The sequence below is a fragment of the Acinetobacter sp. Gutcm_16 genome (genome assembly GCF_028649355.1).
GTDB lineage: Bacteria > Pseudomonadota > Gammaproteobacteria > Pseudomonadales > Moraxellaceae > Acinetobacter > Acinetobacter johnsonii.
On sequence record NZ_JAQSUV010000031.1, the window covers coordinates 16373 to 29763 of the forward strand.

General features: G+C 41.0%; 14 protein-coding genes. 8 read left to right on the forward strand and 6 right to left on the reverse strand.

Features of this window, described 5'->3' with window-relative positions; translation table 11 throughout:
* Positions 1–59 precede the first annotated feature (59 nt).
* The 4 genes from PTT44_RS08570 (at position 60) to htpG (ending at position 4872) form a co-directional block, all read left to right on the forward strand.
* Positions 60–1430, forward strand: coding sequence for a Na+/H+ antiporter family protein (locus tag PTT44_RS08570; RefSeq protein ID WP_004978663.1), 1371 nt, complete (start codon positions 60–62; stop codon positions 1428–1430).
* A gap of 315 nt (positions 1431–1745) precedes the next feature.
* Positions 1746–2348 carry an OmpW/AlkL family protein gene (locus PTT44_RS08575; protein ID WP_004978667.1) on the forward strand — a complete coding sequence of 201 codons (603 nt, stop codon included), beginning with the start codon at positions 1746–1748 and terminating at the stop codon, positions 2346–2348.
* Between the two features lie 160 nt (positions 2349–2508).
* Complete coding sequence (locus tag PTT44_RS08580; protein ID WP_168159384.1) at positions 2509–2853, forward strand: lysozyme inhibitor LprI family protein; 345 nt, start codon at positions 2509–2511, stop codon at positions 2851–2853.
* A 99-nt stretch (positions 2854–2952) separates the two neighbouring features.
* Positions 2953–4872, forward strand: coding sequence for a molecular chaperone HtpG (gene htpG, locus PTT44_RS08585; protein WP_168159383.1), 1920 nt, complete (start codon positions 2953–2955; stop codon positions 4870–4872).
* 180 nt (positions 4873–5052) lie between these two features.
* On the opposite strand, the gene PTT44_RS08590 is transcribed toward htpG, so the two are convergent.
* The 4 genes from PTT44_RS08590 to PTT44_RS08605 form a co-directional block, all read right to left on the reverse strand.
* Positions 5053–6204, reverse strand: a complete 1152-nt coding sequence (locus PTT44_RS08590; protein WP_168159382.1) for a hypothetical protein — start codon at positions 6202–6204, stop codon at positions 5053–5055.
* A 77-nt stretch (positions 6205–6281) separates the two neighbouring features.
* Positions 6282–8363 carry a hypothetical protein gene (locus tag PTT44_RS08595; RefSeq protein WP_273795615.1) on the reverse strand — a complete coding sequence of 694 codons (2082 nt, stop codon included), beginning with the start codon at positions 8361–8363 and terminating at the stop codon, positions 6282–6284.
* A 10-nt stretch (positions 8364–8373) separates the two neighbouring features.
* Complete coding sequence (locus PTT44_RS08600; RefSeq protein ID WP_168159380.1) at positions 8374–8553, reverse strand: hypothetical protein; 180 nt, start codon at positions 8551–8553, stop codon at positions 8374–8376.
* A 275-nt stretch (positions 8554–8828) separates the two neighbouring features.
* On the reverse strand, positions 8829–8996 hold the full coding sequence (locus PTT44_RS08605; RefSeq protein ID WP_168159379.1) for a hypothetical protein: 168 nt from the start codon (positions 8994–8996) through the stop codon (positions 8829–8831).
* A 460-nt stretch (positions 8997–9456) separates the two neighbouring features.
* On the opposite strand from PTT44_RS08605, the gene PTT44_RS08610 reads away from it, so the two are divergent.
* Complete coding sequence (locus PTT44_RS08610) at positions 9457–9657, forward strand: dodecin family protein (RefSeq protein WP_168159378.1); 201 nt, start codon at positions 9457–9459, stop codon at positions 9655–9657.
* A gap of 97 nt (positions 9658–9754) precedes the next feature.
* On the opposite strand, the gene PTT44_RS08615 is transcribed toward PTT44_RS08610, so the two are convergent.
* The gene (locus tag PTT44_RS08615; RefSeq protein WP_168159377.1) at positions 9755–10444 is read right to left on the reverse strand and encodes a DsbA family oxidoreductase; all 690 of its coding nucleotides are present in this window, start codon (positions 10442–10444) and stop codon (positions 9755–9757) included.
* Between the two features lie 235 nt (positions 10445–10679).
* On the opposite strand from PTT44_RS08615, the gene PTT44_RS08620 reads away from it, so the two are divergent.
* The 3 genes from PTT44_RS08620 (at position 10680) to PTT44_RS08630 (ending at position 12476) form a co-directional block, all read left to right on the forward strand.
* Complete coding sequence (locus PTT44_RS08620) at positions 10680–11195, forward strand: hypothetical protein (RefSeq protein ID WP_168159376.1); 516 nt, start codon at positions 10680–10682, stop codon at positions 11193–11195.
* A 146-nt stretch (positions 11196–11341) separates the two neighbouring features.
* Positions 11342–12091 (forward strand): hypothetical protein, encoded by a 750-nt coding sequence (locus PTT44_RS08625; RefSeq protein ID WP_168159375.1) that lies wholly within the window; start codon positions 11342–11344, stop codon positions 12089–12091.
* 112 nt (positions 12092–12203) lie between these two features.
* Positions 12204–12476 carry a hypothetical protein gene (locus tag PTT44_RS08630; RefSeq protein ID WP_004978704.1) on the forward strand — a complete coding sequence of 91 codons (273 nt, stop codon included), beginning with the start codon at positions 12204–12206 and terminating at the stop codon, positions 12474–12476.
* Positions 12477–12533: 57 nt separating this feature from the next.
* Here PTT44_RS08630 and PTT44_RS08635 read toward each other — a convergent pair whose 3' ends face one another.
* Entirely contained in the window at positions 12534–13232 is a 699-nt protein-coding gene (locus PTT44_RS08635; protein ID WP_168159374.1) for a hypothetical protein, read from the reverse strand.
* Positions 13233–13391 lie beyond the last annotated feature (159 nt).

Sequence of the window (13391 nt, forward strand, 5' to 3'; positions counted from 1 at the left end):
AGAATTTTTTGGTTATTTTCTGATAAAATGCGCCTTTCTTCCAAGTCACTCTTTTCACTATGTTCGCAATTCTTGCCGCTATTGGGGTCATGTTTGGACTTTCATTAGCTCGTGTGCCTGTAGTATTTGCATTAATTATTGGTGCTGTCACAGGCGGTTTATTGGCTGGTTTAGGGCTACACGGTACCCTCGAAGCATTTAACAATGGACTTGGGGGCGGCGCAAAAATTGCGTTGGCTTACGGGGTCTTAGGTGCATTTGCTTTGGCTTTGGCACGCTCAGGTTTACCTGACTTATTGGCCTATAAGCTTATTAAAACATTGAAAGGTTCGAGCAATGAAAAGGCACAAAATCGGGTTAAATATCTGATTTTTATAACCGTCGCGTTAGCAGCCATTTGTTCACAAAACGTCATTCCTGTACATATTGCGTTTATTCCAGTCCTGATTCCTCCTTTATTAAGTGTGTTTAACCATCTTCAGTTAGATCGTCGACTAATTGCTTGTGTTCTAACCTTTGGTTTGGTTGCCACTTATATGTTGGTACCATTTGGATTTGGTGCGATTTTCCTGAATGACATCTTAGGTCAAAATATTAATACTTTCGGGCAACCCTACGGCTTTAAAATCAATTATGCCGATATCCCTTCAGCAATGGCCATTCCTGTTTTTGGCATGTTTGTCGGTTTATTGGTTGCTGTATTCTTTAGTTACCGTAAGAAACGTGTATACGAAGAAGTACATGTGGAACCAGTGCAGCAAAGTATTTCTTCTGAACTTGATATCACGGGTGAGAAGTCTAAGCCCGAAATTTCAAAGTTTACGTTATCTATGGCTCTCATTGCGGTAGTTGCTACGCTTTGGGTGCAAATTGCATCAGACTCCATGATTTTAGCTGGTTTGGTTGGTGTTGCGATTTTGAGCTGTGCAGGCATTTTTAAATGGAAAGAAGCAGATGATGTGATTATTAGCGGTATGCGAATGATGGCATTAGTTGGTTTCATTATGATTGCAGCACAAGGTTTTGCATCTGTTATTTCTGCGACCAATCAAGTGCCAGCATTGGTAGAAGCATCAGTGCAGTGGATTGGTTCTAGCCAAGGACTCGCTGCATTTTGGATGCTATTGATTGGCTTACTGATTACTTTAGGAATCGGTTCTTCGTTCTCTACCATTCCAATTTTAGCAATTATTTATGTGCCTTTGTGTATCCAGTTTGGTTTCAGTCCAGCGGCAACCATTGCGATTATTGGTACGGCTGCGGCACTCGGTGATGCGGGTTCTCCGGCTTCTGACTCCACTTTGGGACCGACTTCGGGTTTGAATATGGATGGTCAGCATGATCACATGAAAGACAGTGTGATCCCGACTTTTATTCACTTTAATATTCCACTCATGATTTTTGGTTGGATTGCGGCCATGGTGTTGTAATTTACCCTCCAATTATTATAAAAAGGCGATTTTAAATCGCCTTTTTTATTATTTATTCAGATTAAAATAATCGGGTTTATAATGTTAATTCGGATTAAAAAGGTTGGAATTAAAATATATTTATTTTGATTTTTCGTTATTAATTTAAAACCAACTAAAATGGTATATTTAATATTTAAATTAACTAAAAACAATAACTTAAAAATGGTATTTAAAATACATTATTATTATAATTGCATATTAATTACACTCTTGTTTATGATGAGTTAATGTTAATTTTTATATTAATTATTTTACAAACAGAGGTTGTTTGAAATGTTGAAGCAAATTGCTCTAATTACATTAATGGGTCTTTCTGCATCTGCTGCAATGGCAGGTCAATGGCAAGTCAAAGTCGGTGGATCTGCAATTGCGCCAACGCAGGACACGAAAATTGCGAATGGTACATTAACGGTTGAAGCAGATAGCGAACTCGCGTTTACGCCATCGGTTGAATATTTCTTTAATGACAATATTTCTGCAGAGCTGCTATTGGCGACACCAATTAGCCATGACGTGACAGTAAATGGTAGCAATGCTGTAAAACTGAAGCATTTGCCGCCAACAGTGACTGCAAAATACAACTTTAAAAATTCAACAGGTTTCACGCCTTATATTGGTGTCGGTGCAACAGCATTTATTGCTTGGGATGAAGAAACTTCAGGTGTACTCTCAGGAACTAAAGTTAAAGTCAAAGATGACTACGGCTATGCTGCTCAACTTGGTTTTAATTACCAACCTGCTGATGCAAAAAACTGGGGTGTGTTTGTTGATGTTCGTTATGCGGACTTAAACCCAAAAGTTGAAACTGTGGTTGAAAACTTCAAATTAGATATCGATCCAGTGATTTATACCCTCGGTTATAGCTACAAATTTTAATAATCAAAAGTAGCTTTTTAAGAACCTCATCGATGATGGGGTTTTTTTATGCAAAGACTAAAGTTGAATAGTGGTCAACGTTGAAATAAATCACGATGATTCAGTATTAAAAGAAAATCATCTATAGAATGGATAGAAACAGAATAAGAGAGTTATAAAAATGAAATCTATGCTCGGGATCGGTTTAGTTTGTGCTTTGGCTTGGAGCATACATGCTCAAGCAGCCAGTTTTAATTGTGATAAAGCAAAAACGACGACGGAGCACGCGATCTGTGAGCACCGGCAAATCAATGACGCCGATGTGAAAATGGCCACCACTTATACCATTTTAAAACGCCTTGTTCCGATGGGGACGCGTGGCATGATTCAGGATGAGCAAGTGAAATGGTTGAGTCTCCGTGACCGTTGTGGTGCTTCACAAAGTTGCCTCATGGATGTGTATAAAATGCGCCAGCAGCAGTTAGAGCTGAATTTAGATCGTATTTACCGTCAGGGCCCATTTTAAAAAAAAGCAAAAAAACTTGTGATTGCTATTGAAAAACGTATCGCTCACTCCAATTCATTAAGCATTCTCTATAAGACTTAATACATTAAGGAGCGATTGATGAGCGAGCAAAACGCACATAAACATAGTTTCCAAGCTGAAGTGGCTCAGCTATTACATTTAGTGACGCATTCACTGTATTCGAATCCTGACATTTTCCTACGTGAATTGATCTCAAATGCATCCGATGCCTGCGATAAACTGCGTTTTGAAGGCATTAATCATCCTGAATATTATGAAAATGACCCAGACTTACATGTGCGCGTCAGCTTTGATGAAGCCAATCAAACACTGACTATTTCAGATAATGGGATTGGTTTAACTGAACAAGAAGCGATTGATCACTTAGGGACGATTGCTAAGTCTGGAACCAAGGACTTTATGTCTAAGCTCACAGGTGACCAGAAATCAGATGCACAACTGATTGGTCAGTTTGGTGTCGGTTTTTACTCAGGCTTTATTGTGGCTGACAAAATTACCGTAGAATCACGCCGTGCAGGTGTGGATGCTGATCAGGCGGTACGTTGGGTCAGTGCGGGCACGGGTGAGTTCGAAGTCGAGCAGATCCACAAAGACAGCCGTGGTACCGATATTATTTTACATTTACGTGAAGATGCGTTGGGCTATTTACAATCGCATAAAGTGAAGCAAATTATTAATAAATACTCGGATCACATTAGCCTGCCGATTGAGATGCAAAAAGAGGTTTGGCAGCAAGAAGAAGCGGTTGAAGGTGAAGAGCCAAAACCGGGTCAGTATGTGAAAACGGGTGAGTGGGAAGCGATTAACTCAGCCAGCGCGCTGTGGACACGTAATAAAAATGAAGTGACTGAAGAGCAGTACATCGAGTTTTATAAGAATCTCAGCCATGACTTTGAAGCCCCACTGGCATGGGCGCATAACCGCGTTGAAGGTAGTACCGAATATACGCAGTTGTTGTATGTACCGAGTAAAGCTGCTGCGAATATCTTTACCCGTGAAGCCAAAGCAGGGATTAAGCTCTATGTAAAACGTGTTTTCATTATGGATGATGCGGATAACTTGATTCCAAACTATTTACGCTTTGTCCAAGGGGTGGTCGATAGTGCCGATTTGCCACTGAACGTTAGTCGTGAGTTGTTACAAGAAAGCCGTGATGTGAAAACTATTCGTGAAGGGAATGCACGCCGTGTATTGACCATGCTGGATGCTTTAGCTAAATCGGAAGATGAAAAAGATCAAGAGAAGTTCACAACCTTCTACCGTGAATTTGGTTCAGTATTGAAAGAAGGTTTGGGCGAAGACTTTGGTAACCGTGAGCGTATTTTAAAACTTTTACGCTTCCCAACTTCAAACAATGATGCGGTGAGCACTTCTTTGCAGGACTATAAAGCGCGTATGCCTGAGGGGCAAAAAGCGATTTACTATGTGACTGCAGACAGTCTCAATGCTGCGAAGAACTCGCCACAACTTGAGCTGTTTAAGAAAAAAGGAATTGAAGTCTTACTCATGGCAGACCGTGTCGATGAATGGGCAATGGAATTTGTACATGAGTTTGATGGCACACCAATGCAAAACGTGGCCAAAGGTGCAGTCGACTTAGGTGATTTACAAGATGCCGAAGAGAAGAAAGCACTTGAAGCAGCCGCAGAGCAGTTTAAACCTGTGGTTGAAAAACTGTCTGACTCATTGAAAGCCAAGACCAAAGAAGTACGTGTGACCACACGTTTGGTGGATTCACCTGCATGCTTGGTGACAGGTGAGGGAGAGCTTTCACCACAATTGATTCGTATGCTGCAACAAGCGGGTCAGGCTGTACCTGAAAGCAAGCCAATTTTGGAAATTAACCCAGAGCATCCATTGGTGAGAAAATTAGAAAATTCGGCACAGTTTGATGACTTGGCCAATGTAATTTTTGACCAAGCGGTGATTGCTGAAGGCGGCTTACCTGATGATCCTGCCGAATATATCAAACGGATTAACAGCTTATTGCTTCAATAAGCTATTAAATGTTTAAAAAAAGCCTATCGCCAAGATAGGCTTTTTTATGTCAACCCATTGGGTCAAGCACCTTAATATCTGTTAAACGCATCGATTTAATTGGCGGAAAAGAAGCTGATGTGGATATCCGTGGATAAGTGAGAACTTATCCACAGTTCAGGCTAAATATCCGCCATGCCATTAAAATAAAGCTTCAAAACGGACCAAGGCACTGACGTAATGGCTGCGGTCTTCACGGTGATCGTTAAAATAATTTAAATCGCCTTGGATATAAAACCACTCGCGTAAGAAGGGTTGACGCCACGAGACAAAAGGCCCCCAACGGTTCAAGCGCAGGTCATCGTTGTTGTAGAAACCGCCAGTGTAAATGCCGTAGTTAAAACGATTGCCATGAAAGAATTGGTGTTGTCTAAAGCTATAGTTATCCCAGAGCAGATCATCATCTTGTTCGTCTGCATAGGTCAGACTGAACTGATTGGATAAAAAGGCTTGATTGGGTCGCGCATGCGTCAGCTCTAGGTTGGTACGTAAATAATTTTCACTGTCGATACCATAACGATAAATCTGTTCAGCATAAGCGCGGAAATCATTGTCGAGTTTCCATTCTTTCGATAACTCGATACGTGCATAGATATCATCCCCTGAACGTACCCCCAAGTCGAAATCTGTTTCAAATGGCAGGCGATCTGACAGTTGTGACCATCTTAAGGCCAGTGAGCTATTGGCATCACGCGTTTGACGACGGTCAAATGATTTATCGTTATTCACACTGGGTGGATTTTCATTGCTAATCGCAACATTGTTTTGCAGCTCGTTATCTAAAGAGTCATCCCCAAACACCACGCTGAGTTTATGTTCTAGGGTTGGAAGCTTAACCCGACCCCGAATCCGCGGTTTTACATCGTATTCATCATGTTTATTCCAACGGTTATCGACCAAGACCCGTAAGGTGGCTGTGGCCGGTTTTTTAGGATCGGTTTCACCAAACCAATTATCCATTTTGGCGGCTGTTCGGTCTGCCCAGTTTCGAACTTCTTTTTGCTGGCGGTCGACCCACGTGCGTTCTTCAGTGAGGTCTGTCGTGGGCACAATCAGCTCGTTCGATTCTTCAGGTAGAACGGTTGGAAGTGAGTCGATCCACTGCGGAATTTGGTATAAAAGTCCATTACCTTTGGGGGGCGATGCGATTTTGTCAATTTCAGCCACGTCGTGAGGTGGCACAAAATGTTGTGTGCTGTTGGTATTGCTTTCCGCCCAAGCCACGTTGACGTATGCACCTAAACTTAGGCAGAAAAATAAAGAGATAGATCCCACATGTTGAGTTCTTAGCATGCTTTCGTACTTTATTGTTCTTCGATGTTTTAGTGTTGTAAATTTCACATAAGAACACAAGTAGAAAATACAAAACTCTACAACTCGCTACTCAGTTGTTTTTGAATAGAATCAAATAATTGAAACACAGTAATAGGTTCAGGCAAAGTAGAAATGGTATTTTGAATCAGCTGCCAGCTGACGCCGTGCTGTCGGTCTAAGACCAAGCATGGATAGGCGATCTCAGTACGTGAGAGTTCAACCCGCTTTTGGCCATGAATCACTCGAATTTTTTGTCGCTCTTTTAACACTAAAATGGGGGTATTTACGTCTGCGGAGCTTTCTTCAAACTGGATGAATTTACGGCTATTGAGTAGATCGGCCAGAATAAAGGGGTGATAGTCCTCAATATGCCATACCAGTTTGGCTTGTTGGGTATACAACTGAAAAATCGAAAACAGATCCTGCATGTGATCCTGTAGCTGGTTCCATTCAATTTCGCGGAGGGCTGCGAGTTGATGCTGACCACTCTGGGCAAATTGTTGGCTCAGCCGAATGGCTTCCGTAGGACTCTCAGCACCGAATAGAGCCAGATATCTAATAAACCTTCCGTGCTGATTAGTCTGTTCTGCCAAATAGATGGGATAGTCCAAGCAGTGATCGAGTTGGTCGCTGTGGATCAGAAACTCGATATTTTGATTGATCTCAATGTGCCCTGAAATGTCGAGGCCATACAGCTTAGGGTCTAAATTTGGTTGATGCAACGTGTGCAATTGCGCTTGATATTGCCCCAAATGAATCTGTGTGGGCAGTATGGGTTGCGGCGCAGCAAGTGCCATTGTTTCCGAGTTGTCTGTATGGCTATTCTGCATAGCAGGGCATGGTGCTGTCGCTTCGCATTCAAAGGGATTTTGCTGATGAGATTCAGATGAAATGTCTGTATCTGGTGATTCAGCCAAGATCGATCGCCTTTGGATAAAGTCCTGAATGGCAAGTGTTGAAATAGATGCACTTGGCTTAAGGTCAAATCGAATGGGTGCAACGGCATCGATTATAGGCTCTTCCTGAGGTGGATATAGCTCATCACTTAAAAGAGGTAGATTGCTGAGAATCGAATAATTTTTTAGTAACACTTCGGGTTGAAGATCTAAATCTGTTTGTACAATATCGACCTGATTTTTAGGTTCCTTATCTCGTTTGATGCTTGGCTCAATAGCAGTAATAGAGATCACTTCTTCTACAGTGCTTTGTTTAAAAGAGCTGAGTTCCTTTTCTTCAATTTGAGTTGCATTTGGGCTGCTGTCAAATGTAGGTTGTATTTCCATCTTAAAATGAAGCGCTGCTTTAGACTCAGATAAAGCCAGACCAGAATCTGGGCTGACCTCGGTGAGCAATGACTCAGAATCTTGGGGCTGTTTAGCCAATGTATCATCACCTATAGCAATGTTTAAAAGCTCAATACCCGTGAGAACAAAAGCATTGCTAACCACATTGTCCTGTGCCTGCCCGATGGCAGTTTTTTCATCCAATATTGTTGCAACAGGGATGATAAACTGATTTTCTGCAACTTCTGCAACTTCTGCAACTTCTGCAACTTCTGCAACTTCTGCAACTTCTGCAACTTCTGCAACTTCTGCAACTTCTGCAACTTCTGCAACTTCTGCAACTTCTGCAACTTCTGCAACTTCTGCAACTTCTTCGGATATTTCTGGTGTTGTAATAAAAGGTACGTTCTCGGGCTGTTGAGCGCTTTGTACATGGCTCAAAAACCATTGGTAAGCGTGTTCAAACTTTAAGTGCCATGGGCTGCTATACAGTGTAGGTGGGGTGCTTTGAAAAGCAATTTGCCAACCTAAACCTGATTTATATAAAACACCCCATGCGAAAGCCGCCTGCTGTTTTAAGGCATCGGTTAAAGCAGACTCATATTGAAATAGTCCAATATAGGCATGCTGGTAGGGACTTTGTTGTATCCAGCGTTCAGCTGCAGCTTGAGGCTGAGTCAGCGCCTTATACGCTTCGAGTTGTTTTTGAAAAATGGGTTCATCACAGAGTGCAAAAATTTCACGGATGCGTTTTTTCGAGCGCGCAATTTCAAAAAAAGACAGAGGTTGATGTTCCAAACCATCAATCAATTGATGCAGTTCTTTGATCAGCAGTGCTTTTTCGATTGCTTTCATGCGCTGAACTCTAAAGTTGTTTTTGTGCTTGTTCCAAGTAGCTTGCCAAAACCATATTGATGGCCAGTTCAAGTAATTTATATTCGGCTGAAGTCGGCTGCGTATACTGCTGTGCGCAAGCAATCAATTGATCAAGGTCAATGGCTTGGGGTGTAATACGACCTTGGATAAGGGCTTGTAAATTTTGCATAGGCATGTGCTATTGAGTGCATTTAATTTATTGGTTTTGGAGTTCAGTCTTCTTGTTTGATCATAATTAGAAAAGAATAAATAGGCAAAAATTATTCTGCTCTTGATACGAGAAAAGGGTGGTGAAAAATGTAGATAATTTCGATTTCAGCACAGATTGAATTAAATATTTTTGCCCTAGAGGGTTCATAGCTGAAATTTTTTGTCAGTTCTTTGCAATTTTGGGCAAAAAAATAGGCAATCAATATTGCCTATTTTTGACCAAGTCAGCGCAAATTACGCTTCTTGATGTGGTGCAGCCGCAGGAGCATCAGCCGTTGCCGTTGCCGTTTGAGTGTCTGCTGGTTTTTTTACAGGAAAATCTGGAACAAAAACAACTTGTGCAGAAACAGTTGCAGAAAGAGCCATTACAGCGACAGCCAAAGCATATTTAACAGCGTTCATGATATTTCCTCTAAAAAGGAGGTCTCACTAAGGAGACTGGGAGTTTTAAAAAGATAAATTTCGCATGAATAATATCAAAAAATGATCGATTTAAGCGCTGGTTTAGGCCATTAAAAGATGAATGGTGAGTTCATTTATTGTTAAAAAACAATAAATTAGAATAAATGCTCTAGTTTGATATAGAGTTTTTACTCCAGTGCTAAGCTGTTTAAATTTAAAGTGAAAATTTAGATTTTCAAGTTTAAAATGAAGCTTGAAAGTAGGACTTTTTTGTCTGAAATGAGACTTGAAAAAGGACGTGGAGTTACATGACTAATTGGTTAAATATTCATCATGTTTAAAGTCTTTTGATTGTGCACACTGTGTAAGTTTTTGCTGAGGAATGTTTAAGTCATCTATTTTTGATTGAAAATTCACCTAAGATGAACAGGAAAAAACAATAATAGCTGAGGACAAACAGATGGCCATTGCAAAAGTGGTAGAAGTCAATTCAAGCAGTGCGAAAAGTTTTGAAGATGCGATTCAGACAGGCATCGCAAAAGTCACCGAGACGGTGAAGAATGTTCAAGGTGCTTGGAGCAATGAACAAAAAGTGGTGATTAAGGACAACCAAATTGTAGAATATCGGGTCAATCTTAAAATTAGTTTCTTGGTCGATTAAACACAAGTCCATTTTTTATAACCTATAAAAAATCCCCGCAGATCGGGGATTTTCTTATCTATGGATAGGGCTCAGTTAAGCTCTGAATCCAGTATCCTTATGATTGTTTTGGTGTTTCACAAGACTCATCGGAACACTGTGCCGCATTATTTTCTTCTGCTGGCATTTGTGCTTTTTCAAGGACTTGTAAGAATACTTCACGCGGCTGCGCACCCGCTAAAGCCACACGTTGATCGAAAACAAAGAAAGGCACGCCTGTTACTTTCAGTTGTTCACGTGCCACTTCTTGGTCAAACTTCACGAAATCTGCGTATTCGTCAGAATCCAGCACATCATCTACTTCAACTGGGTTTAAACCAATACGAGAGGCCACATCTTCAATGGTTTCACGTTCACCAATCGGTAAGCCTTGCGTCATATAACTAAAGAAAAAGGCTTCTTTAGCTTCATTGCCTAAACCGTGGCTTTGAGCAAGGTGGATAATACGATGTGCATTGAAACTGTTGCCTGAGTTGGCATTTTCCCAGTTAAATTCAATGCCTTCTTCCGCAGCCATTTTGGCAATATTACGTTGCATCTCTTCAACTTCAGCCACTGTGCGGCCATATTTTAGTGCGAGACGTTCTGAGTTCGAAATTTCTTGGCGTACTGGTGCATCTGGATCCAGTTCAAAACTGTGCCAGTGCACTTCCAATTCCACACCAGCTTGTTCAGCCGCCGCTTCTAAACGTTTTTTGCCAATATAACAAAAAGGACAAACAACATCTGACCAAATATCTACACGCATGCGATTTCTCAAAAATAGTAAAAAGAGCAATTAAGGAAATGATGGGGATGAGTTATAAAATTTAAAGCAGGCCCATTAAAAAAAGCGGTTTCGCTATGGATTCAATCAGTTGAATCTTCTGGGCTTGACCGCTTATCTGACAACTACGCAACACAAAGATCGAAAAATATACAATAGGGTGAAGACGCTCAGTTTGAGCATGTCTTTTATATCTCTTATTGTTTGGGATTGTTTTATGAAATTTTTAAATTCTCTTCCAGTTTTTTGTTGTGTTCTTCTTTTTATGCCGACTTTGCTGCAAGCCAATGGTGAGATCGTGAGTCTACCGACTTTTAAAACCATGGCGGAATCAGAGCTACGTGCTGAAACGGGTGTGATTCCTTATCAACAGGATGAAAATATTCGTAAAGCCTTGCAGCACCGTATCGTTCAGTTACAGGATGATGCACAGTCTTTTGTGGTCGATCCGACCATCACTCAAAATGTAGATATCTTGCCACCTGCAGTCACCGCAGATCTAAATTCTGTGCCACCTTTATTACGTGAGCATGTCTTGAACATCGCCGCTGGTTTGCAGTCGTCTAATCCAACTGAAGGTTTGTATATCATGTTGCAGCCGTTTGGCATTGACCATAATGCGACCAATGTACAAATTGCCCGTGAACAAATTTCGATTGGGCAGATTGATCGGAATTTTATACAAGGGATTCAACAGAATAGTCAGCAACCAAGAATAGCTCCAGCGAAGTAACACGTCTTTATTTGTTTATCGCCAGTACTTCCTCATCCACTTGGGGAAGGTACGGGCTTAGCATCCTCAAAGATCGATAACATGTTGAAATATTGATCATGTGCCTTTATTTGCTATGATGAAAAGAAATGAAGAGGAAGCTGAACATGCGACGTATCGTGTTGATTTTAGTTCTTGCGACCAGTGCCGTTTTTGGTTGGATGTTTTATCAGTATTCTCAACAACAAAAAGAGCAGCAGCAGCTACAACGCTATGAAACGGTGCTGTATGAAAAGACCGAACAAATTTACAAACAAGCTCAAGATTGGACCACACCAATTCAAGTCGATGTAAAAGACCCACGTCTGACAGGTGACTATCAAATTATGGCGGAGTTTGTGCTCAGTCATATGCTGCAAAATGCCGAAGCGCGTAATCAATATCTACGAGATTTAAAAGCCTTAAATTGGGATCAGTTTCTAAATATTGACCGATTAAGCAAAGACAAAAAGAACAATTATGCTGAAACGGAGCAAATGCTGAAAGACGTACATGCCGTTGTTGAGAGCTATGCACAGCAGGTTGAACAACGTCAAAAAGAGGCCATTGCTCAGGCCAAAGATTTAGCAATATCTTCGCGGTTCCGCCATCAACTGACCGACAGCATGAAAGCCAGTGAAAAAAGCCATGAAGCCACCCGCTTGTTTAGTCTTGAACAGCAGAATTTAGCCAAAGCGGATCAAATTTTCTTGGTGCTGAAAAATAATCAATGGGAAAAGAAAAACAACACCTTTATGTTTTATGAAGATGCACCACTACAGCAGTTTAATGCGCTGTATAAAGAGATTTTGGCACTGAATAGCCAGATGCAGCAGGTCGAAAAACAGACCCAAAAAGAGGTAGAACAGAAGTTATAACACCGTACAAAGATGACAGTCTTGTAAGCGGACTGTCATCTGTTGTTCAAAATTGGCTGCTAGAGTAAAAGCATCACAACGATGACGACTTTTCAGTGCAGGCAGGTGAGTCATGAAAACCATACACGTTTTTGATGATATTCAGCATGTGTATAGTGAGTTTGTAGAAAATAAAAACTATCCAAAATTAGAACGTTTAAGCAACTGGGGGAAGAATCGATTTTTCTTCAACCAATATTTCAAAATGATTGAAGACTGGCACCACACCGAACAAATCGTGATTCAGTTTAACCAACAGTATTTCAGTCTAGATACGGGCAACGCGCCTGACTTTATGGACAAAGAAAAGTATATGGCTTGGTTGATGGGCGAACTCTTAATTTAAATCCCTCACAAAAAAGCACTGAGCCTGATTCGTTCTAGGCGCTGTGCTTGTATTGTTTTAATCAAAAATTTTATCGGCTGCTTGGAACGGTAGACTGACCACATCAATTGCGACGGCAAAAGGCAGCAGCACTAATTTTTCAAAAGGATTCATGCCTGACTTCGATTTATAACTTTCCTCTTGATGGGTATAAATGCTCACCTGATAAGGCTTACTCAAGGCTTTTAAAGACGCTAAATTGTTCGCCGCAGGGTAAACCACACCTGCCAGTTTGATCTCGAAACAGAAACGCTGTGCAAACATGCGTTCATCACTGGAACTTGAACATTCCTTCGCGCCATTTTCAATAAAAAATTCCAGATCTTTCTTACTGATGTCTTCTTTGAGTTTCACATAAGACAGTGGTAGTGTCCCTGTGAAATGACCATCATTCTTTTCTGAATAGAAACTTAGTTCTCGGGTGACTTGAATATTTTTCGGCTCCAGTTTCCCAATCAAGCTGACAAATTGGGGCCCGCCTTGGGTCAATACATAACTTTTTTGTTGCCCCGCAATCACTAAACTATGCGCAGGTAAACTCGGTAGAGGCTGAGCAGGTTTGCCAAAAGCCACCACTTGGTCTTCAATCAAGGTGACTTTGTTGGTACGGGTATAGGTTTTATTGTCTTTGGTCATCAGGGTTTTGGTGGCACAGCCTGTGAACAATGTCCCCATGACGCCTAAGCAAATGATGGTTTTTAAAGGTGATGCAAACATCGATAGACTCCGAATCATTTGAAATATAGTTAAGCTGAATTTTTATTGTCTTTAAGCCTATCATTAAAATGTTCAAAAAGGCGTCAAAGCTCAAAAGTTTAAAGTCATGAAAGTTCTATGAGCCGCTCAATGCCGTGGCAACAGATTTTATTTCTTATC